Origin of the sequence: Vibrio sp. 10N.222.52.B12 (genome assembly GCF_002875385.1) — a bacterium.
GTDB lineage: Bacteria > Pseudomonadota > Gammaproteobacteria > Enterobacterales > Vibrionaceae > Vibrio > Vibrio jasicida.
This window is the reverse complement of sequence record NZ_MDAW01000130.1, coordinates 1-22241: the sequence shown is the minus strand read 5'-3', so window position 1 is coordinate 22241 and position 22241 is coordinate 1. Positions and strand designations below refer to the sequence as shown.

The following is a 22241-nucleotide window of genomic DNA, read 5'->3' as shown; positions in this document are numbered from 1 at the left end:
TTTAGTCAAAAAGGTTAACAATTGCATTACAAAAAAGGGTAATGTGTTGTACGAAAAACAACCACAACCATAACAAACAGGGAAAATACTCATGCAGTCATTAGTTGATTTTCTGAATGGAATTATCTGGAGTCCGGCACTGATCTATCTGTGTCTTGGCGCTGGTTTGTTCTACTCGATCATGACGCGCTTTGTGCAGATTCGTCACTTCTTTGAAATGTGGCGCTTGCTACTTAATGGTAAGAGTTCAACCAAGGGGATTTCATCATTTCAGGCTTTGGCCGTTTCACTATCTGGCCGTGTAGGTACAGGTAACATTGCAGGTGTTGCTGCTGCTATCGGCTTCGGTGGCCCAGGTGCAGTATTCTGGATGTGGGTTGTTGCCTTCTTTGGTGCAGCAACGGCGTACGCAGAATCAACACTCGCACAGATTTACAAAGAGGAAGACGAAGGCGAATTCCGCGGTGGTCCAGCTTACTACATCGAAAAAGCAATGGGTCAGAAGTGGTACGCATGGGTCTTCGCTATCGCAACCATCTTTGCATGTGGCGTTCTACTTCCCGGCGTTCAATCAAACAGTATTGGTAACGCAGTAGAAGCAGCCTTTGGCTCAGGTGACATGATTGAAACCGCTATTGGTACCTTCAGTTTCGCTAAAATTTTCACTGGTACGGTTGTCTGTGTCATTCTTGCTTTCATTATCTTTGGTGGCGTAAAGCGCATCGCAAACTTCACGCAGATTGTGGTTCCGTTCATGGCGCTGGCTTACATCATCACCGCGTTCGTTATCATCCTACTTAACATCGGAGAGATTCCGCGTATCGTTGGCATGATCATTGGTGATGCATTCACGCCGATGGCTGGTATTGGTGCTGCGATTGGTTGGGGTGTAAAACGTGGTGTTTACTCTAACGAAGCAGGTCAAGGTACTGGCCCTCACGCAGCAGCGGCAGCAAGTGTTGACCACCCAGCACAGCAAGGTCTTGTTCAGTCATTCTCTATCTACATCGATACGTTGTTAGTATGTTCAGCAACCGCGTTTATGATTCTTATCACGGGTGCATACAACGTACAAGGCGCAGTAGAGGGTTCATTCTTAGTGCAAAACCTACCTGCAGATATCGGTGCTAATGGCCCTGTATTTACACAGATGGCGATTGAAAGCGCTCTACCTGGGGTTGGTAAACCATTCATCGCGGTTGCCTTGTTCTTCTTCGCCTTCACGACGATTCTGGCTTACTACTACATCGCAGAAACGAACATCGCGTACATCCGTCGCACTGTAAAAGTAAACGGTCTGATGTTCATTCTGAAGCTGGTACTCATCTCTGCGGTATTCTACGGCACCGTGAAGACTGCCAACCTTGCGTGGGCAATGGGTGATGTGGGCGTAGGTCTAATGGCATGGCTGAACATTGTCGGCATTCTGATCATTTTCTTCATGTCGAAGCCTGCACTAAAAGCGCTGGCTGACTACGAAGAGCAACAGAAACGTGGGGTGACTGAGTTTACGTTCAACCCAGTAGCACTTGGTATTAAAGGCGCGACTTACTGGGAAGAGAAGTACAAGCGCAAAACAGGTAAAGCACCAACCGCAGAAAGCGATACAACAGAAACGGTAGAGCAACCATCTACCTAATGCTTCATTTAACATCCTCCCCCAATGGGTTGGCAGGTATATAAGAAAAAGCAGTGGTCCGAACAACGGACATTAAAAAAGGGTTAGCCAGTGGCTAACCCTTTTCTTTTGCATTCAATTCGAAGCGATTATGCAGCGATTTCTTGCGTAGCAACTTGTGGCTTTTGCTTTTCGCCAACAGGAAGTACGGTACGGCCGTATTCGTTGTTTAGTACTTGAGCCATTGCAAAGTAGATTGCGCTCGCGCCACAGAAGATACCTTCGAAGCCAGCGATAGTACCGATCAGCTCGCTACCAGTGAAGTCACGTGCCGCTAGTAGGAAGAACAGGATAGTAAGAGAACCGAATACTACTTGCTTCGCTACTGGGTAGCATAGAGAGCCAATGAACATGAAGCCAGTGAAGATACCCCATAGTAGTAGGTACCAACCCATGAAGTGTGCAGGGCTTGCTGGAAGGCCCATGTAAGGCATTACGATTAGACCAACCAGTGTCAGCCAGAATAGACCGTAAGAAGTAAATGCAGTCGTACCGAACGTGTCACCACGCTTGAAGCACATCATGCCAACAAGTACTTGGCTTAAACCACCGTAAAAGATGCCCATAGCCAGAATCATAGAATCCATTGGGAAGAAACCTGCGTTGTGGATGTTTAGCAGGATGGTAGTCATACCAAAACCCATTAGACCTAGTGGCGCTGGGTTAGCCAGTTTTGTAGACATGTACATTACCTTTTCAAAAATGTTGATAAAAATTGCGCGCGAATTTTAATGGACTAAAAAACAAAAGAGAAAAGACGTTATTGAAAACTTAGATTGCACAAATAAGCAACCAAGCGAATAAAAAAAGACCCTGCTAAAAAGCAGAGCCTTTATAGATGGTTAGACTATTTATTGTTCAATTACTGGCAAGAGATCTCATCCCAGAACCAATTACTCTGTGTCGGTGATTCCCATACACCCGGTCCATTTTTCGCGATAAAGCATTTGCCTTGATAAGTCACTTTGTCGCCATTAGCCACTTGAGTCACACCTGGTTCCCATGCAATAAAGTCACCCGATACTGGTGGTTCAGTAACCGGAGGCTCTGTCACTGGCGGCTCGGTGACAGGTGGTTCTGTTACAGGTGGCTCAGTCGTTGGCGGTTCAGTCGCTGGTGGCTCTGTTGGCGTACCTGAGACCAATTTCCAAGGGTCACCTTTAGTAGGCTCATTACCTTGTGACCACCACTTCGCTTCATATACAGCCCCCTTGTAAGAGACTTGGTCGCCCGTGTTATAAACCTTGCCAGCATCCCATGCAGCAACACCGCCTACAGGTGGGTCAACCGGATCGACTGGGTCTAATTTATCGACAACGCGAACTTCAGGCCAACCTGCATGAGATTGGTAGAAGTTGGTAACACATTTCTCGTAATCACCAGCAACCAGTGCCGAATACGCGGTTTGGAAACCAACCAACTCACATTCAAATGAGTGACCGCCCGGGCGATCTGAGTAGTACTTCCAGTTACCATCCCAGTTGGTGTAAAGCACGTCAGTGGCACCGTTAAGGTTTAAGCTACCGTAAGGCGTTTGTTGCCAACAGGTATTGGTCTCATCGGCTTCGATAGGAATCTGATAGTGCGCAGCTAGACCTTCCCAGTAACGAATGCGGTTAACTGGCTGACCTTTATCTTTGTTTTGCTCACCACACTCAATACCGCCGTTGATAACGTTGATCGTGGTACCAAATCCATAACCAATACCCGCATCAATTTCACGCTGCGATGGTACCCAAGTACGATCAATCACGTGCAGCATTGCTGGTTTTGGCGCTTGAGGGGTTAAGAAGAACCAAATCGCAGAAGCTAAGTTCAACCATGAGTCAGCGACTAAGCCCGGATTCTTCAGCAATACCGATGCATCGCCATCGAACATCACTTCAGAGAAAGCGCCGTAGTTAAAGTGGTAAGAAAGCTGTTTTGCACCACGACCGAAATACCCTTGACCAGGCTCACAAGGCCAACGCTTATTTTGCCAATCGTTCTGACCACAACCTGTTGTGTAGCCCTCTTGACCTTCTGACCATCCCATTTCACGCACATGAACCAATGCTTGTTGCCACTCTTCAAGTGCAAGCGGGTTGTCAGATACGTTATCGACCGCAATGTGACCACCGGTTTCCTGAGCAAAGTGTGCAAATGCTGTCACGATGGATTTCTTACAAATCGCGTCTGAATCACGCCCGTCAGTGTACTCACCACAGAATGCAGGGAACTTACCGATCGCACGCAAGAAACGTGTGTACGTATACTCTGGTGCCGCCATCTGAGTAAGGAAATTCCACTCGCTCTCAGGGAAGACACGTTCAACTCGCTTAACGTTTTCCGGATTGCTTGCTGCTCCTGGAACAATCGCTTCAACAACCGTATTTGGACGAGTCTCTAGCGCTTGTGACCAAATAGCATACATAGGGTCAGAGGTTTTACTTTGCTCCATAGCTTGGATGTCGCCACGAGCAATCACGTAACCATTTGGGTTTTGTGGATCAGGTTGGATATTCATGCTGGCATGAGCTTGTGCAGCGAGTACACAACCCAATGCGAGAGGCAGATGTTTGAGTGCAAACATGTCTAATCTCCGTATTTAACAATACAATATACAAGGAATAACTAGACACATAGTGGATCATGTAGAAAAAACGCCGAGTGAAGTGAATTAATTCTGCGACGCAAATTTCATAAATAAATACTGTTACACAGTGGGTATCACAAAAACTGTTACCTCGACTCAAAAGAAAACGGGGGATAATCCCCCGCTCTCATTTATTGTTATTGATCTGCTGTTGCTTGCTCTAGCGTCGGTGAAGCTTGCTGCTTAGAGAGCACTAAGTAAATGGCAAACTGCGCGACTATTGCCACCAGCACAATTACAGGAGAAGCCATCACACCCGCAACAAGGAAGCTTGTCAGAGCGATAGCGCCGTTGAGTACCGCATAAGGCAATTGAGTTCTAAAGTGCTCATACTGCTCACAACCTGCACCCGTAGAGGACAAAATGGTGGTTTCCGAAATTGGCGAACAATGATCACCAAATAAGCCACCAGATAGCACCGCACCGATACACACCAATAATGGCGCATCAATCGCGACTGCGGTTGGAATGACCAATGGCATCATGATGGCAAAAGTGCCCCATGACGACCCTGTGGCAAAAGAGATAATACCCGCCAATAAAAATGCCACCGCTGGTAATAACCAGTATGGGAAGCCAGCTTGTGCCTGCTCTGCAATGTAAGCCGCAGCGCCAAGCTCTTTACCGACAGAACTCAGCGACCAAGCGAGAACTAGAATCACCGCAACGGACATCATGTTCGACATCCCTTTTAGGTAAACCTGAATGCCATCAGAGAGCTTTCTCACGCCATAAAACGCCATCAAACTAATTAGGGTAATTGCAGCAAAGAAATACGCCGACGACAGTGCAGCACGGAAAGTTGAGCCTGCTACTTTCTGAAATGGAAAGCCGTGAGGAACCAAGATTGAACAAAGCACCACAAGCATGACGAGCAGCGGTGCCCAAACAAAACTTATTTTTGCATTTTTATGCTCAAACACATTTAATGAATCTTGCACTTTTCCAAAATCAGAACCCTGCTCCGCAAGTTGTTCCGCTTTCGCCATTGGTCCAAAATCCAGTTTGAAGAAAGAGACAATCGGCACAATCGCGATCGCTAAAAAGGCATAAAACTGGTAAGGAATCGCGCCAATAAAGGCATCCCAATCACTGATACCCACATCCAGTGCAGCAAACTCTTTTTGAATCAGGCTCATGATGTAAACGCCCCAACCGATGAAAGGGATCAGGATAGCCACGGGGGATGACGTGGAATCAATAATAAACGCAAGTTTCTGGCGAGAGACTTTCAGCTTATCAAAAAGAGGACGAAAGACAGGGCCAACAATTAACGGTGTACCAAGGTCTGAAAAGAAAATAACAACGCCGCCAAACCAAGCAGAAAGCTGCGCTTGGCATTTACTTGCAACCCACTGAGTGACCTTTTTAGCGAACGCCACGCCACCGCCAGATTTTTCCATCAAGGCCACAAAGCCACCAATAAAGACTAAGAGCAAAATGACGCCCGCATTGTAACTGTCAGTCAGTTGCGGCAACAGGTAACTTTTCATCAGTGCGCTAAACGAATCGAGCGGACCTTTATCGACGAATGTGCCTTCTAACATAGCCACACCGCTAACAACGCCGGCAAAAAGACCGACAACAACGTTTCTTGTAGTTAGCGCGAGGACTAACGTAATAATGATGGGGATGAGGGAGGTAACTTCTGCCTGTTCCATAGCAATACCAACTTTAATATTTAAACACTAAAAATGAATATACATTCAACAATCTCGCATGTATATATTTTCTAATAAAAAAGTTGAGACCTGCGTTCACACTTTTCAGGCATAAAAAAACCAGCCCGAAGGCTGGCTTTACTATTTTAATCTTTACGTCAAATACGAAAGCTAATTCCCAAAATAGTTGGAGTTGCAACTAGGCGACAAGCCATTTCAGCCCTATGAGCATAGGTTTACTATGTGATTAGGGTGAAATGGAGAAGTCAACAACGTTGCTACTTCAAATATGAAGGGAATATTATTCCCATTCGATTGTCGCTGGTGGCTTACCAGAGATGTCGTAAACCACGCGAGAAATACCTTCAACTTCGTTGATGATACGGTTAGAAACCTTACCTAGGAAGTCGTATGGTAGGTGTGCCCAATGCGCCGTCATAAAGTCGATAGTTTCTACCGCACGTAGAGAGACAACCCAATCGTACTTACGACCGTCGCCCATTACACCTACAGAACGAACTGGTAGGAATACCGTGAACGCTTGAGATACTTTGTTGTATAGGTCCGCAGCGTGTAACTCTTCAATGAAGATAGCGTCTGCACGACGTAGCAAGTCACAGTACTCTTTCTTGATTTCACCAAGAACACGAACACCTAGACCGGGACCTGGGAATGGGTGGCGGTAAAGCATGTTGTATGGAAGACCAAGCTCTAGGCCGATCTTACGAACTTCATCTTTGAACAGTTCACGAAGTGGCTCAACAAGACCCATTTCCATGTCATCTGGAAGACCACCCACATTGTGGTGTGATTTGATCACGTGCGCTTTACCAGTCTTAGATGCAGCAGATTCGATAACGTCAGGGTAAATCGTACCTTGAGCTAGCCATTTCGCGTTTTTCAGCTTCTTAGACTCTTCATCGAATACGTCTACGAATACGTGACCGATTGTCTTACGCTTCTCTTCAGGATCCGCTTTGCCTTCTAATGCATTTAGGAAACGCTCTTCTGCGTCAACTTTGATGATGTTCAGGCCGAACTTGTCGCCAAACATATCCATAACTTGTTGACCTTCGTTTAGACGAAGCAAACCGTTATCTACAAATACACACGTTAGCTTGTCGCCGATTGCACGGTGAACTAGCATCGCTACTACCGATGAGTCCACGCCACCAGATAGACCTAGGATAACTTCGTCGTCACCTACTTGCTCTTTAATACGAGCAACCGCGTCTTCGATGATAGATTCAGAAGTCCATAGACGCTCACAGCCACATACGCCAAGAACGAAGTTCTCTAGCATTTGTAGGCCGCCTTTCGTGTGCGTTACTTCTGGGTGGAACTGAACGCCGTAGTATTTCTTCTCTTCGTTCGCCATCGCAGCGTACGGACATGTATCTGTCTCACCGACTTTCACGAAGTCAGCAGGAATTTCTACTACTTTGTCACCGTGGCTCATCCACACATCTTGAGTTAGCTCAAGATCTTTAAATAGTGCAGATTCACCAGAAACTTTAACTTGTGCATAGCCGAATTCACGTTCTGTAGAACCCGCTACTTTACCACCTAGCTGCTCAGCCATAGTTTGCATGCCGTAACATACACCTAGTACTGGCACACCAGAGTCAAATACGTATTGAGGAGCGCGTGGAGAGTTATCTTCCGTTACGCTTTCTGGACCACCAGATAGGATGATACCGTCTGGATTGAATTCACGAATATCCGCTTCTTCAACGTCCCAGCTCCACAGTTCGCAGTAAACACCGATTTCACGTACACGGCGCGCTACTAGCTGAGTGTACTGAGAACCGAAGTCCAAGATCAGAATACGTTGGTCATGAATATTTTTAGTCATTTTGAGCAGTCTTATAAGCTAGGTTATTAAAACGGAGGCGAGTGTACTCGCCTCTTATTAATGCTTCAAGGAAAAAAGCAAACGTTTACGTCGAGTGTATAGGTTTTATTTTTACAGCAGTAAAAATTAACCGCGACGGTAGTTTGGTGCTTCCTTAGTGATTTGAACGTCGTGTACGTGTGATTCAGCCATGCCCGCACCTGAGATACGAACAAATTCAGCTTTAGTACGCATATCTTCAATCGTTGCAGAGCCAGTAAGACCCATGCTTGAACGTAGACCACCCATTTGTTGGTGTACGATTTCTTTTAGACGACCTTTGTATGCGATACGACCTTCGATACCTTCTGGTACTAGCTTGTCTGCTGCATTGTCAGACTGGAAGTAACGGTCAGATGAACCTTGAGACATTGCACCAAGAGAACCCATGCCACGGTAAGACTTGTAAGAACGACCGTTGTAAAGAATCACTTCACCAGGGGCTTCTTCTGTGCCTGCGAACATTGAACCAACCATCACACAAGATGCGCCAGCCACGATTGCTTTACAGATGTCACCAGAGAAACGGATACCGCCGTCAGCGATAACTGGAATGCCGAATGAATTCGCCACTTCTGCCGCGTCTGCGATTGCTGTTACTTGAGGAACACCAACACCCGTTACGATACGAGTTGTACAGATTGAACCAGGGCCGATACCAACTTTAACTGCGCTAACGCCCGCTTCGATAAGTGCTTTAGCACCAGCACCTGTCGCAACGTTACCGCCGATGATGTCTAGATCTGGGTAAGCAGCGCGAGTTTCACGGATGCGGTTTAATACACCTTCAGAGTGACCGTGTGAAGAGTCGATAAGTAGAACGTCAACGCCCGCTTCAACTAGAGCAGCAACACGCTCTTCGTTACCAGCGCCAGCACCAACGGCTGCGCCAACACGTAGACGACCGCGCTCATCTTTACATGCGTTTGGTTTACGTTCTGCTTTATGGAAGTCTTTCGCAGTGATCATACCGGTTAGTTGGAACTCATCGTTCACAACCAATACTTTCTCAACGCGTGCTTCGTGCATCTTCTCTTGCACTTCTTCACGTGTTGCACCTTCTTTTACTGCTGCAAGGTTTTCTTTTGCTGTCATTACTGAAGACACTTTCTTAGAAAGGTCAGTAACAAAGCGCACATCACGACCAGTGATAATGCCTACAAGCTCGTTGTTCTCTGTGATTACAGGGAAACCAGCGAAGCCGTGTTTTTCAGTCAGTGCAACCACGTCAGCGATAGTCGCTTCAGGGCTAACAGTTACGGGATCAGAAACAACACCAGCTTCAAACTTCTTAACTTTACGAACTTCAGCAGCTTGCTGCTCAATAGACATGTTTTTGTGGATAAAGCCAATGCCACCCTCTTGCGCTAGCGCGATAGCTAGACGAGCTTCAGTAACAGTGTCCATAGACGCTGAAATCATTGGGATGTTTAGGGTGATGTTCTTAGTCAGCTGAGTGCGAAGATCAGCTGTGTTTGGGAGAACAGTGGAGTGAGCTGGCACGAGTAGTACGTCATCGAATGTCAGCGCTTCTTTGGCAATTCTTAGCATTTGCAATATCTCACAATTAGAGGAGTAGAAAGAACAATCCAATCTCATCGTTTCGCATAATGAGGGTAACCAGTTTTAGGTTGTTGGCTACATTTGGATTAGATATTGCGGAGGGATTATACGGTTAACGCAATCGCTTGACCACAAATTTTTTAATTTTTTTCTTGCAATTACCCCCTTGATATGTATTATATTGCCGCTAATTTCCATACTCACGTCTACGGAATTAGCTGTGCTCTCCCAGACCAATCAAAACATCTTCACTGTTTCTCGACTCAATGCGGAAGTCCGCCTGTTACTTGAAAACGAAATGGGGATCGTCTGGCTTGTCGGAGAGATATCCAACTTCTCAGCTCCTGTCTCTGGTCACTGGTATCTCACTCTTAAAGATTCTCGCGCTCAAGTTAAATGTGCCATGTTCCGTGGTAACAATCGTCGCGTCACTTTCAAACCTGCTAACGGCAATCAAGTATTAGTTAAAGCACGTCTGTCTCTGTATGAGCCTCGTGGTGACTATCAATTGATCATTGAAAGCATGCAACCTGAAGGTGATGGTCGTCTGCAACAAGAGTTCGAAGCACTTAAGATGAAATTGGCAGCAGAAGGTTTGTTTGCTCAAACCAATAAGCAGCCTTTACCTGAGCACCCAAAACGCGTTGGTGTGATCACCTCAAAAACCGGTGCAGCGCTGTACGACATCTTAGACGTATTGAAACGCCGTGATCCTTCCCTACCCGTGGTGGTTTACCCGACCATGGTGCAAGGTGAAGAAGCGGCCATTCAAATTGCGCAAGCGATCGGTCGTGCAAACAGTCGTGATGAATGTGATGTATTGATTGTTGGTCGTGGTGGCGGCTCGTTAGAAGACCTTTGGTGCTTTAACAACGAAATTCTTGCTCGCACGATTGCTGCAAGCCAAATTCCGATCATCAGTGCAGTTGGTCATGAGGTTGACGTAACTATTGCCGACTTTGTAGCGGACATGCGAGCGCCGACTCCATCAGCGGCGGCTGAATTGGTAAGCCGCGATAACAGCCACAAAGATCAAGCTTTGGTGACTCGTCAACATAAGCTAGCCAGTGCAATGCGTTACTACCTAGCGCAGCAAAAACAGCAATCAGCTCAACTTATACACCGTTTAGAGCGCCAACACCCAAGCTATCAATTGCAACGCCAGACGCAACAACTTGATGAGTTGGAGATGCGCCTACAACGCGCGATGCAACGATTCATTACTACACGCCAACAAGCTGTTGAGCGTAAGCATCATCGCCTACAACTGAACTCACCAGTAAAGCGCTTGGCTGAGCAGAAGTCGAAGCTTGATCGAGTTGAGCAAAAATTGCTGGATGCGATGGACCGTAAGTTACTGACCATGCGCCATCAACTGGCAATCGCGGCTGAGAAGCTAGATACGGTAAGCCCACTGGCAACGCTAAAACGTGGCTACTCGATCACTCAAACTGAGCAAGGTCAGGTTGTTACTCAAGCGAAAGATGTAAAAACGGGCGACGTATTGGTCACCCGCTTATCTGATGGTGAGCTTCGCTCAACCGTTAATTAACTGACTTTCTGAAACTCAAATCGAACACGTGATTTCGATTTGAGTTCATTACAACTGTTGCAAAAATAGTTCGCCGCACCACAAGCTTGTAGCTTTTCTAGTTCAGCGTCGCAATCTGGACAAAATCCCACTTTCTTATAATCCGACTCACATTGATTACAGTGGTATTGACCTGTCCACTCCAGCTCAATATCGCATGTTGGGCAAATATTCGGTTGCATGGTTACCCCTAAAAACTTCTATTTACTGACTCACAGTTTAATCATAAGGCAATCTTGTGCTTTGATCTTAATCACGCTCGTTTGGCACGCTTGTTTTGATACATTGCCACATCAGCTTGTTGGATAAGCTGCTCTAACACTGCACGTTCACTCGCTAAACTACAAGCCAACCAATACTTGCCCTAACTGAATATTCTTCTAAATGACAGATTTGGTTGAGCTCCGCTTCTAAACGGATACCAAACTCTTGATAAGCGCGATCATCAGCAAAGCAGCTAAAGCCAACAAACTCATCCCCTCCATATCTCCCTATCACTGAACATGAACGAAAGACCTGCTTTAAATGCTCAGCCACTAAAATAAGCACTTGGTCACCCGCTTCATGACCAAAACGATCGTTGATGTACTTAAATTCATCGATATCGACAAAAAAGCAACCGACAACGGCATTCCGCCCACATTCACCATTCACTTTGTGGTCAACCTCGGCCAACAAAGCTCGACGATTGAAGCAGTGAGTTAATGAATCTCGACTTGCATGAAAGTGGAGCTGCTCTTCCAGGCGAAACTTCTCCAATGCAATCGCATACAAAGCCGCAAGCATTTCTAGTACTTCAATTTCATAAGGGTGCGGTGTTGACGGCTCAGTACTGTAGACCGCGAATGTACCAAGCACATGACCATCGGAAGCAATAATAGGGACAGACCAACAAGCCCGGAGTTGAGCCTGCTGAGTAAGTTTAAGAAAAGCCGCCCAGTTAACATGATGATCAATATCACTCACTACAACGGTTTGCTTTAAAAATGCGGCAGCCCCACAAGAACCAATATCAGCTCCAATAGGAACGCCTTCAATCGCTTGGTTATAAAAATCAGGCAAATGCGGGGCAAATTCTAAATGAAGTGTGTTTGTATCTGGCTGTAATCGTAATATTGAAGCTTGCCTCTTTCCGAACAAATGTTCACTTAACTCAATCACTTCATGATTAAGTTTATCGCGACTCATCCCAAGAGCAAGCTTACCTAAAAGACGATTGACTGCTCGGTGAGCATCTAACAGTCTATCTTTATCCATCGTACTGCGTATTCACATTGTTATTATGTTTGTTAGCTAGGAATATAATAAATCTATTAATATTACACAGGTAGCTAACTCACATTATACGCACGCGACACTATAAAAGATCACATACTGATCTTCGGATATTTCCCCTTTGATCAGCGATCACCCCTTAAAAGAATATTTATATAACCACATACCGAAAGCATAAGTTACATATTCTGCATCTCAATTTTATTCAGAACTAAAAACTACACTTTCAAACCAAAAACCACGACAACAGGATTTAATAAAAAGATCAGAATCCAAATTTAGCGTATTACATCGGTGTGCATTTCGATAGTTTGTGAGTCTATTTCCACTAGCGTGACTAGGATAGAACCAAAGTCACTCAAATGACTCGCATGCGTTCCCCCACAAGGGATGACAGCGATTTCTCCTTCGCCTAAATCACATTGCCAATAACGTGAGTCCGTGAGGTGTTCCCCATGGCAATCGACAGTGATCGCAGCGTCTCTTTTTAACCAATCCCCCAACAGAACATTCACCTGTTGTTCGATACTTTTCAGGTCAGACAGCATATCTGCACTGTTTAAACCCCTTTTGCGGAGTGTTTTGCCTAAACGATACGTATCCAGACATTTGTCTTGGGTGACAAAACTGGTTTCTTGCGCATAGCTATTGAAATCGTAGTTACCATGCGGGTCTTTACGGTCAGCATCTTTACGCCAATAGTTCTGCGCCAGCACCTTATTGAGCGCAAGATATGCGATGTGTCCTGCGCTATGACCGCGACTTAGAGACAGTTGGTATTCTTTGTCTACTTCCAGCAACGCAATATCACCAGCATCAAACGTATCGGTGAATGGCAAGACATGCACTACAACAAACGCCCACCCTTCCGTATCACGTTTTACCGGAATAGCTTGGCCAATATATAACTCGCCGCTTGCTAGTTCTACAGCACCAACTTGGCAGTCAACCACTTCAAACTTCATTCCTTTTATAGTTAGTGTGCCTTTATCCGCTGGATGATCTGGCCAAATATGGCTGACTGGATGAAAAGGCGTGACATCAGTAACAACATGGGTAGCTTCTGATGTAGATTGAACAAATTGTACGTGCGCCTCTAACTGCCAAGTTTGGTGACAGAAACGCGTCTTGGTTGCTGTGATTGTCATGTGCTGATTACTTCTTATGAAAGCTTCGAATAAAAAAATACCCAAGTCGAAACTTGGGTATTCATAAAATCTTAGGCGATTACTTGTTGCGGTTCTTCACTGCAGACATCATACGTTTGCGCTTACGCTCTTGAGAAAGAGTCAGCTTGCCACCACGGTTTTCGTACGGGTTATCGCTGTTCTGGAAGTTAATACGGATTGGTGTACCCATGATTTCCAGAGACTTACGGAAGTAGTTCATCAAGTAACGTTTGTACGAATCAGGTAGATCGCGAACCATGTTACCGTGAACAACCACGATTGGTGGGTTGTAACCACCCGCGTGTGCGTATTTAAGCTTAATACGACGGCCACGAACCATAGGCGGTTGGTGATCGTCTGTTGCCATCTTCATGATACGAGTAAGAACAGATGTACCTACACGTGTCGTTGCCGACTTGTAAGCTTCTTGAATCGACTCGAACAAGTGACCAACGCCAGTACCGTGCAATGCAGAGATAAAGTGAATACGTGCAAAATCAACGAAGCCTAAACGGCGATCGAGTTCTTTCTTCACATTCTCTTTTACATCGTTATCCAGACCGTCCCACTTGTTTACCGCTAGTACGATTGAACGACCAGCATTCAGTGCGAAGCCAAGTAGGCTAAGATCTTGGTCAGAAATGTTTTCACGCGCGTCGATAACCAATAGAACCACGTTTGCATCTTCTACGGCTTTCAGCGTTTTAACAACAGAGAATTTTTCTACTGTTTCGTTGATACGACCACGACGACGTACGCCCGCAGTATCGATCAGCACATACTCACGACCATCACGTTCCATTGGAATGTAGATAGAGTCACGAGTGGTTCCTGGCATGTCATATACCACTACACGTTCTTCACCAAGAATACGGTTAGTCAGCGTTGATTTACCTACGTTTGGACGACCAATAATTGCCAGTTTGATTGGCTGGTCTTGCAAACGTTTGAACTCAGCTTCTGCGTCTTCTTCGGTGTAATCTTCGATCGCTAACTCTTCATCTTCGAATTCAGTCAGATCTTCAATCTCACCTTCTTCAGATTCACTTGCCAGTAGATCATCGAAAAATGGCGCTAATGCACGCTCTAGCAATGCCGTTACACCACGACCGTGTGCCGCAGCGATTTGGTACATATCGTCAACACCAAGCTGCCAGAAATCGGCACATGCGGCGTCAGCATCAATACCATCGATTTTGTTTACTACCAACATCGCTGGCTTTTCGATTTTACGCAGATGCGCAGCAATCGCTTCATCCGATGGCGTTAGTCCAGCACGACCGTCAACAAGGAACAGCACTACGTCAGCTTCATCAATAGCCGCTAACGATTGTTCTGCCATCTTTGTTTCTACACCTTCTTCCGTACCATCAATACCACCGGTATCAATAACGATGAATTCGTGTTCCTCACCAAGGCGAGCTTGGCCATATTTACGGTCACGCGTTAGGCCAGGGAAGTCCGCAACCAACGCATCACGAGTACGAGTCAATCGGTTAAATAGCGTAGATTTACCTACGTTTGGACGCCCCACAAGAGCAACAACAGGTACCATAACAACCTCTACAATAATCTTTCTTCTGTAGTTATAGGTAACGACTTGCCTAATGCCAAATCAAACCAGCTTTTTACCTATAACCACGTCAGGAATAACTGTTAATAAATAATAATTTCAAACAACAAAACGGCCCCTAACTGTTACCAGCCAGGAGCCGAATGTGAATTATATCACGATATTATTCGTTAATGGTTAGTTTCTTTACATCGCCATTGCGAGTGGTAATCACGTAACCATCTGACAACAAGGTTGGCCCTACAGCGAAGCCGCTGTCATCGACAAACTGTTGTGCGACGAACTCACCCGTTGAACGATCCATCCAGTGCAAGTAACCCAATGTATCACCAACAACAAGATAGTTATCAACAAGGACAGGAGCTGTTAGCTGACGGTACTCAAGCTTGCTGTTTTCCCAAAGCTCAGTACCACTACGTGCATCAACAGCGACCACATGATCTTTCTCTGTAATCACAAAGATACGACTACCATCTGTCGCAATATCTGTGGCTGATGAGTAGTTACGTTTCCAAATTGGGTTTGCGCTGCGCAAGTCGATAGCAATCAACTGACCGTTGTAACCAACAGTGAAAAGAGTACCGCCAAGAACGATAGGAGAAGAATCTACGTCAACCAGACGATCAATCTCAGTTGCGCCTTTTGGTGTTCCAACTGGCTGTTGCCAAATCAACTGACCGCGTTCAACGATTGCCGCCGCAAGACGTCCATTCGCAGTACCCCAGAATACACCACCACCGATTGCAGTTGGTGTGCTATCGCCACGCAAGGTTAGGTTTGGAACTTCAGTGCTCAGTGCCCAACGTTGCTCACCAGTGCTTTCGTCAAGCGCAATGAGAGTGCCACGGCTAGTATTAACGATGATCAAACCTGAGTCTGCGATTGGCTTCGCCAATACTTCACCGCCAACTTCAATACGCCAAATCACGTCACCAGTGTCTTGGTCAAGCGCGATCACTTCACCGTTTTCAGAACCAATATAAAGATTTTCGTAAGCCGCTGTAATACCGCCAGAAAGACGAGCAATCACATCTTCTTCTAGATTTACTTGCCACTTCTGCTTGCCGTTTTCTGGGTCCAATGCTTTAACTAAACCATCACGACTAGCAACAAACAGAGTGTCATTGGCCATGACAGGAGACAGCTTAGAGAAGTAATGACCTACGCCATCTCCAATTGATGTACTCCATTCACTGCTTGGTGTGAACTGGCTATCTACCTGAGGCAGTGGAGCCATAACAATGGTGTCTTCCTCGCTAGCACAACCGGCAAGAATTCCCACTGTTAATGCCCCTAACAAGGCTTTCTTAAAGACTCTTTTCATCCAATGCGGTCCTTATTTCGCCAGATCGTCCAATTTCATTTGTAGCGTCGGGCTAGCATCTGCTGCTTGCTGAGCTTCCGTGTAAGCTGCGTATGCCGCTTCTTTGTCACCTTGACGAAGTGCGATATCACCACGAAGTTCTGCAATACGACCCGTCCATGCTGCATCTGTTACTTTGCTTAGCTCAGCATTTGCTGCGTCAAAGTTGCCCATTTCCGCTTCAATGCGCGCAATACGGTAGCTGATAAGTGGAGTTAGCGCGGCATCTTTCGTGTTGCTTTGAGCCCATTTCAATTGCTCAAGCGCAGCGGCAAGATCTTTTGCATCAACCTGAACTTTTGCTAATTGAAGTGCAGCAAGTACTGAGTACTCTTTCACTTTGTTTGAATCAATGAACGCTTGAATATCTGTTTGAGCATCTGCGCCTTTCGTTTGCAAAGCATTCATCGCTGTTGTGTAGCTTTGAGAAGCTGCTTCACTCGCCTGAACGACAGAATCCTGATAGTAACGCCAGCCAAATAGACCACCTAAACCAACAACCGCACCGATGATGACGGCTTTGCCGTTTTCCTTCCACCAGTCTTTAATGGCTTCAACTTGTTGTTCTTCAGTATCGTAAAGTTCCACTTCCTGTCCTCTTAAAACATGTAAATGGCAGCAAGGGCTACCATTGCTCCTATTCGTCGAAAGGCTCCTATCTTGGGAGCCTCGTTATTACAAATTAGGATATAATCTTTAGCTTATTAAAAGACTTAGATAAGTGCTGCGATCTTCTCAGCAACTTCTGCTTGATTGTAAGTCTCTTGCTCACCACCAACCAAATCTTTTAGTACTACGGTATTATCCGCAACTTCGTTTTCGCCCAGCACTAATGCTACAACAGCACCGACTTTGTCTGCGCGTTTAAACTGTTTCTTGAAGTTACCACCACCGAAGTGATTCATCACACGAACACCAGGAACAGCTTCACGAAGCTGTTCTGCTAGCTTCATGCCTACCATCATTGTGCCTTCGCCAGCTGTCACTACGTAAACATCAACACTTCGACGAACATCTGTTAGCTCTAGTGTTTCTAGCATCAAAACAAGACGCTCTAGACCCATTGCAAAACCAACTGCTGGTGTTGCACTGCCACCTAATTGTTCTACAAGGCCATCGTAACGACCACCGCCACATACAGTGCCTTGAGCACCTAAGCTCTCAGTGATCCACTCAAACACCGTACGATTGTAGTAATCCAGACCACGAACTAGACGCTCGTTAACTGTGTATTCGATACCTGCAGCGTCTAAAAGTTCACATAGACCTGCGAAGTGTGCTTTAGATTCTTCACCTAAGTACTCAGAAAGACGAGGTGCATCGCCTAAAATAGCCTGAACGTCAGGGTTCTTCGTATCCAGAACTCGCAGTGGGTTCGTGTGCATACGACGCTTACAATCTTCGTCTAGCACATCGATATGTTGCTCAAGGAACGCAACCAGTGCCGTGCGGTAATCTGCGCGATCTTCTTGAGAACCGATAGAGTTAAGCTCAAGACGAACATGTTCATGGATACCCAGTTCACGCCATAGACGTGCTGTCATCATGATAAGCTCAGCATCAACATCTGGACCATTTAGGCCGAACACCTCAACACCACACTGGTGGAATTGACGGTAACGACCTTTCTGCGGGCGCTCATGGCGGAACATTGGCCCCATGTACCATAGACGTTGTTCGTCACGGTTGATCAGGCTATTTTGAATACATGCACGTACACAGCCCGCTGTACCTTCAGGGCGAAGTGTTAGGCTGTCTCCGTTACGATCATCAAAGGTGTACATTTCTTTTGAAACAACGTCTGTCTCTTCACCAACCGCGCGGCTGAATAGGTTTGTTTCTTCAACGATTGGCATGCGCACTTCGTTGTAGCCGTATGCGCTTACAGTACTTTTTACTGCGTTTTCAAGTTTCTGCCACAGCGGAGACTGAGTTGGAAGGCAGTCGTTCATGCCTCGGATTGCTTGGATTTTCTTTGCCACAATTATTACCGTCGCTTAGTAACCCGAGCACACTTAGCGTGCTCAAGCTATGAGATTAATCTTCTTGTTTGATATCGATGCGGTTAGCTTGGTCTAATACAGACGCTTTCGCACGGATTTTCGCTTCTAGCTGGTTCACTAGGTCATCGTTGTCGAAACGCTCTTTCTGACGTTTGCCGTCTTCGTAGAATGCGCTCTTCTTATTGCTACCTGCTAGACCTAGGTGTGAAACCTCAGCTTCACCAGGGCCGTTTACGACACAGCCGATGATAGACACATCCATAGGTGTGATGATGTCTTCTAGACGCTCTTCCAATGCGTTAACTGTGTTAATCACGTCGAACTCCTGACGTGAACAGCTTGGACAAGCAATAAAGTTGATGCCACGTGAACGAATACGCAGAGACTTAAGAATATCAAAGCCAACTTTGATCTCTTCTACTGGATCTGCCGCCAATGAGATACGTAACGTATCACCGATGCCTTCAGCCAAAAGCATACCAAGACCAACCGATGACTTAACAGCACCAGCTCTTGCACCACCGGCTTCGGTGATACCTAGGTGTAGTGGCTGGTCAATCTGTTTTGCCAATAGACGGTATGAATCCACCGCTAGGAACACATCTGACGCTTTCACACTGACTTTGAACTGGTCAAAGTTAAGACGGTCTAGATGATCCACGTGACGCATCGCCGACTCTACCAATGCCTCTGGCGTTGGCTCACCGTATTTCATCTGCAGATCTTTTTCCAAAGAACCACCGTTTACACCAATACGGATAGGGATGTTTTTGTCACGGGCACAATCAACAACAGAGCGAATACGCTCTTCGTTTCCGATGTTACCTGGGTTGATACGCAAACAATCAACACCGTACTCTGCCACTTTCAGGGCGATACGGTAGTCAAAGTGAATGTCCGCAACTAACGGCACAGACACTTGCTGTTTGATGAGCTTAAAAGCTTCCGCTGCATCCATAGTAGGAACAGAAACACGTACAATGTCTGCACCCACTTTTTCTAATGCTCGGATTTGTGCGACTGTAGCTTCCACATCAGTCGTGCGAGTGTTTGTCATTGACTGTACAGCAATCGGTGCACCATCACCAATTGGCACATCACCCACATAAATACGCGTCGATTTACGACGAATAATTGGAGATTCGTGTTGCATAATATTTATAACGGTAAAGTGAATCTAGCGACTTTGCCTGAAGTATACCCAGAAAGATCGACAGGTTCACTTGCAAATGTCATGGTTACGCCTTCTGGTGCGCCTAATATCACTTTAAAAGGTGCTTTTCCGGCAAGTTCTACGTCTTGACCCGGTTTACGGGTCCCGCTTACTAGCGTTTTGCCATTCGAGTCCTTAACCTGAATCCAGCAGTCTGCTTTAAACTTCATGGTTAATAACGTCATGCCCTCTGGCACAACAGGCGTCATTGGTTCTTGAGTTGCTTGAGCATCTTCGATGACCGCAACAGGCTCTTCTGCCACAGCTTCTGTCACCGTTTCTTCAGTTGCTGCTACCGCGCTTTCTGCTTTACTTACCGTCTCGTCAGCAGATGAAACGGCTTCAGCAACTTCTACCACTGGCGCAACTTCCGCAGGCGTGCTTGCGATAAGTTCATCGGCACTCATTAGATCGATATCAGCATCGTCCGCTGTTTGTTCCGTTTCTGAACTTGATTCTGTCACAACTTGAGCAAGGCTGTTTTCTTGCTGGTTCTGCCACCACCAAGCGCCAGAGATACCAGTAATCACAATCGCAATCGCCCATGTGAGCAGCATAATTCGGCTATTGTGTTTCTCGTGTTTGGTTTTACGAGAGAAACTTTGCATCTCTGTTTCTTGTGGCTTAACGTGAACTTCAGAAGTTTGCTCTAAAGCTGCCAAAACAATCTTTTCATCAAGCCCAACAAGCTTTGCATAAGAACGTAAGTAACCACGAGTAAACGTAGTAACTTGCTGTGCTTCAAATCGATTACTTTCAATATCTTCAATAACAGAAACGCGAAGTCTTAGGCGATCAGCAACATGCTTCTGAGTCATCCCTAGAGATTCGCGTTTGTTTTTTAGTAACGTGCCAGCTTCCATAGAAAGCGGGACTTCATTGGTGTTTTCGTGTTCTGTCATAATGGCGGTATTTAATCTGTTTGGTGGCTAACACAGTTATTTATTTTCGTTTTTGTTCTTAAGCCTCACTTAAAGATAGCTAGCCTAAACGCGTTAACCAAAATAATCTTTTAGAAATTCTCAGTGTTCGGAGTATGAATGCTCGCTTGCAATGAATCAGCAAACGTAATTGAGAGAATACTGAGAATAGTCGGTGTCTTTGTTATATTTCGCTCACCATGATAAGCGAATGTATAAGGAAGACAAAAACTCTTTGCTCTCAAATTAACAGATAGCTCAAGCTTTTGTCCAAAAATTGACACAGCTAAGTAATATTTCTACTCACAACGCTGTGTCTATAAGGATACAGTGTAGATATTACAAACAAAATAGCCAGAGCATAAGGCTCTGGCTATTCAAGAATTTGTTACAACTTATACTGCTTTTACGTCGATGGTTTCTGCACCACGCGCAGCTTTTAGAGATGCTGTACGTTTGGTGCGGTCAATAACATCACCAACTAACTGCCCGCATGCGGCATCGATATCATCACCACGCGTTTTACGAACCGTTACCGTGTGTTCGTATTGCATCAATGTTTTCTGGAAACGGTCGATGCGTGAGTTACTTGGTTTTTTGTAAGGAGAACCTGGATACGGGTTAAACGGAATCAGGTTGATCTTACATGGCGTATCTTTCATGAGTTCCGCAAGTTCACGAGCGTGGTCCATATCATCATTCACATGATCAAGTAGTACGTACTCAACGGTTACTTTTCCGCGATTAGCATTCGATGAAGCGATGTAACGACGAACGGATGCAAGGAAATCTTGAATGTCCCAACGGTCGTTGATCGGCATAATTTGGCTACGCAGTTCATCATTTGGCGCGTGTAGAGAGATCGCCAATGCGACGTCAATTTTACCCGTCATCTGATCAAGACCAGAAACCACACCAGAAGTAGATACGGTGACACGACGTTTAGACAAGCCAAAGCCAAGATCATCAAGCATGATTTCAAGCGCAGGGATAAGGTTCTTCATGTTTAGAAGAGGCTCACCCATGCCCATCATTACCACGTTAGTGATTGGGCGACGACCGGTTTCTTTTTGCAAACCAACTTCGCGCGCAGCACGCCATACCTGACCAATGATTTCAGAAACTTTTAGGTTACGGTTGAACCCCTGTTGAGCAGTTGAACAGAACTTACATTCCAGCGCACAACCTACCTGAGACGATACACATAATGTCGCACGATCTTCTTCTGGGATATAAACCGTTTCTACGTCCTGATCACCCACCTTCATCGCCCACTTGATTGTGCCGTCTGAAGAGTGCTGAGCTTCTGCTACCGTTGGTGCTTTGATTTCGCACTTGTGTTGCAGTTTTTCACGTAGCTTCTTGTTGATGTTCGTCATGTTATCGAAGTCATCAACACCGAAATGGTAGATCCACTTCATAACCTGATCCGCACGGAACGCTTTTTCGCCTAGCTCTTCCGCGAAAAATTGACGCATGCCTTTGCGATCAAAGTCGAGTAGATTGATTTTTTCAGTGGTCATGTTGCCTCTCAATGACTGAAACAAGAATAAGGGCGCGAATTGTACAGCCTTTATGCAGCTACAACAAGGGTTCTAAGACCCTGAGTTTGCTAAGGCATTAAAATCCTATAGATTAAATTTTAGACAATAGGTGTGATCAGTTCTCAGTCAATTTTCGATAATAAAAAATGTATGGTCCGC

General features: G+C 45.7%; 16 protein-coding genes and 1 pseudogene. 2 read left to right on the top strand and 15 right to left on the bottom strand.

The window, feature by feature from the left end:
- Positions 1-91: 91 nt before the first annotated feature.
- Positions 92-1639 carry an alanine/glycine:cation symporter family protein gene (locus BCT11_RS17630; RefSeq protein ID WP_038881767.1) on the top strand — a complete coding sequence of 516 codons (1548 nt, stop codon included), beginning with the start codon at positions 92-94 and terminating at the stop codon, positions 1637-1639.
- Positions 1640-1767: 128 nt separating this feature from the next.
- On the opposite strand, the gene BCT11_RS17625 is transcribed toward BCT11_RS17630, so the two are convergent.
- The 5 genes from BCT11_RS17625 to guaB all read right to left on the bottom strand — a co-directional run bounded on the left by BCT11_RS17625 (position 1768) and on the right by guaB (position 9419).
- The gene (locus BCT11_RS17625; protein WP_009705589.1) at positions 1768-2361 is read right to left on the bottom strand and encodes a GPR1/FUN34/YaaH family transporter; all 594 of its coding nucleotides are present in this window, start codon (positions 2359-2361) and stop codon (positions 1768-1770) included.
- A 179-nt stretch (positions 2362-2540) separates the two neighbouring features.
- The gene (locus tag BCT11_RS17620; protein ID WP_020194993.1) at positions 2541-4250 is read right to left on the bottom strand and encodes a glycoside hydrolase family 19 protein; all 1710 of its coding nucleotides are present in this window, start codon (positions 4248-4250) and stop codon (positions 2541-2543) included.
- A 200-nt stretch (positions 4251-4450) separates the two neighbouring features.
- Positions 4451-5974, bottom strand: coding sequence for a Na+/H+ antiporter NhaC family protein (locus tag BCT11_RS17615; protein ID WP_102388860.1), 1524 nt, complete (start codon positions 5972-5974; stop codon positions 4451-4453).
- Positions 5975-6275: 301 nt separating this feature from the next.
- A complete protein-coding gene (gene guaA, locus BCT11_RS17610; protein WP_039977093.1) occupies positions 6276-7829 on the bottom strand; it encodes a glutamine-hydrolyzing GMP synthase in 1554 nt (517 codons plus the stop codon).
- A 126-nt stretch (positions 7830-7955) separates the two neighbouring features.
- Positions 7956-9419, bottom strand: a complete 1464-nt coding sequence (guaB, locus tag BCT11_RS17605) for an IMP dehydrogenase (RefSeq protein ID WP_005447694.1) — start codon at positions 9417-9419, stop codon at positions 7956-7958.
- Between the two features lie 232 nt (positions 9420-9651).
- Between guaB and xseA the strand changes: the two genes are divergently transcribed.
- Entirely contained in the window at positions 9652-10983 is a 1332-nt protein-coding gene (xseA, locus tag BCT11_RS17600) for an exodeoxyribonuclease VII large subunit (RefSeq protein WP_038869605.1), read from the top strand.
- Here the strand turns inward: xseA and BCT11_RS17595 are convergent.
- The 10 genes and pseudogenes from BCT11_RS17595 to BCT11_RS17550 all read right to left on the bottom strand — a co-directional run bounded on the left by BCT11_RS17595 (position 10980) and on the right by BCT11_RS17550 (position 22061).
- A complete protein-coding gene (locus BCT11_RS17595; RefSeq protein WP_033006191.1) occupies positions 10980-11204 on the bottom strand; it encodes a zinc ribbon domain-containing protein in 225 nt (74 codons plus the stop codon). The genes xseA and BCT11_RS17595 overlap by 4 nt on opposite strands.
- Positions 11205-11275: 71 nt before the next feature.
- Positions 11276-12279, bottom strand: a pseudogene (locus BCT11_RS17590) (sensor domain-containing diguanylate cyclase).
- Positions 12280-12575: 296 nt separating this feature from the next.
- Positions 12576-13445, bottom strand: coding sequence for a metal-dependent hydrolase (locus BCT11_RS17585; RefSeq protein WP_042603971.1), 870 nt, complete (start codon positions 13443-13445; stop codon positions 12576-12578).
- Between the two features lie 79 nt (positions 13446-13524).
- Complete coding sequence (der, locus tag BCT11_RS17580; RefSeq protein ID WP_038869600.1) at positions 13525-15021, bottom strand: ribosome biogenesis GTPase Der; 1497 nt, start codon at positions 15019-15021, stop codon at positions 13525-13527.
- Between the two features lie 181 nt (positions 15022-15202).
- Entirely contained in the window at positions 15203-16363 is a 1161-nt protein-coding gene (gene bamB, locus BCT11_RS17575; RefSeq protein ID WP_038881775.1) for an outer membrane protein assembly factor BamB, read from the bottom strand.
- Between the two features lie 12 nt (positions 16364-16375).
- A complete protein-coding gene (locus BCT11_RS17570) occupies positions 16376-16990 on the bottom strand; it encodes a YfgM family protein (RefSeq protein ID WP_038869596.1) in 615 nt (204 codons plus the stop codon).
- A gap of 125 nt (positions 16991-17115) precedes the next feature.
- Entirely contained in the window at positions 17116-18384 is a 1269-nt protein-coding gene (hisS, locus tag BCT11_RS17565) for a histidine--tRNA ligase (protein ID WP_038881776.1), read from the bottom strand.
- Between the two features lie 55 nt (positions 18385-18439).
- Positions 18440-19558 carry a flavodoxin-dependent (E)-4-hydroxy-3-methylbut-2-enyl-diphosphate synthase gene (ispG, locus tag BCT11_RS17560; protein WP_005424674.1) on the bottom strand — a complete coding sequence of 373 codons (1119 nt, stop codon included), beginning with the start codon at positions 19556-19558 and terminating at the stop codon, positions 18440-18442.
- A gap of 5 nt (positions 19559-19563) precedes the next feature.
- The gene (rodZ, locus tag BCT11_RS17555; RefSeq protein ID WP_102388859.1) at positions 19564-20520 is read right to left on the bottom strand and encodes a cytoskeleton protein RodZ; all 957 of its coding nucleotides are present in this window, start codon (positions 20518-20520) and stop codon (positions 19564-19566) included.
- Between the two features lie 413 nt (positions 20521-20933).
- The gene (locus tag BCT11_RS17550; RefSeq protein ID WP_038869592.1) at positions 20934-22061 is read right to left on the bottom strand and encodes a bifunctional tRNA (adenosine(37)-C2)-methyltransferase TrmG/ribosomal RNA large subunit methyltransferase RlmN; all 1128 of its coding nucleotides are present in this window, start codon (positions 22059-22061) and stop codon (positions 20934-20936) included.
- Positions 22062-22241: the final 180 nt, after the last annotated feature.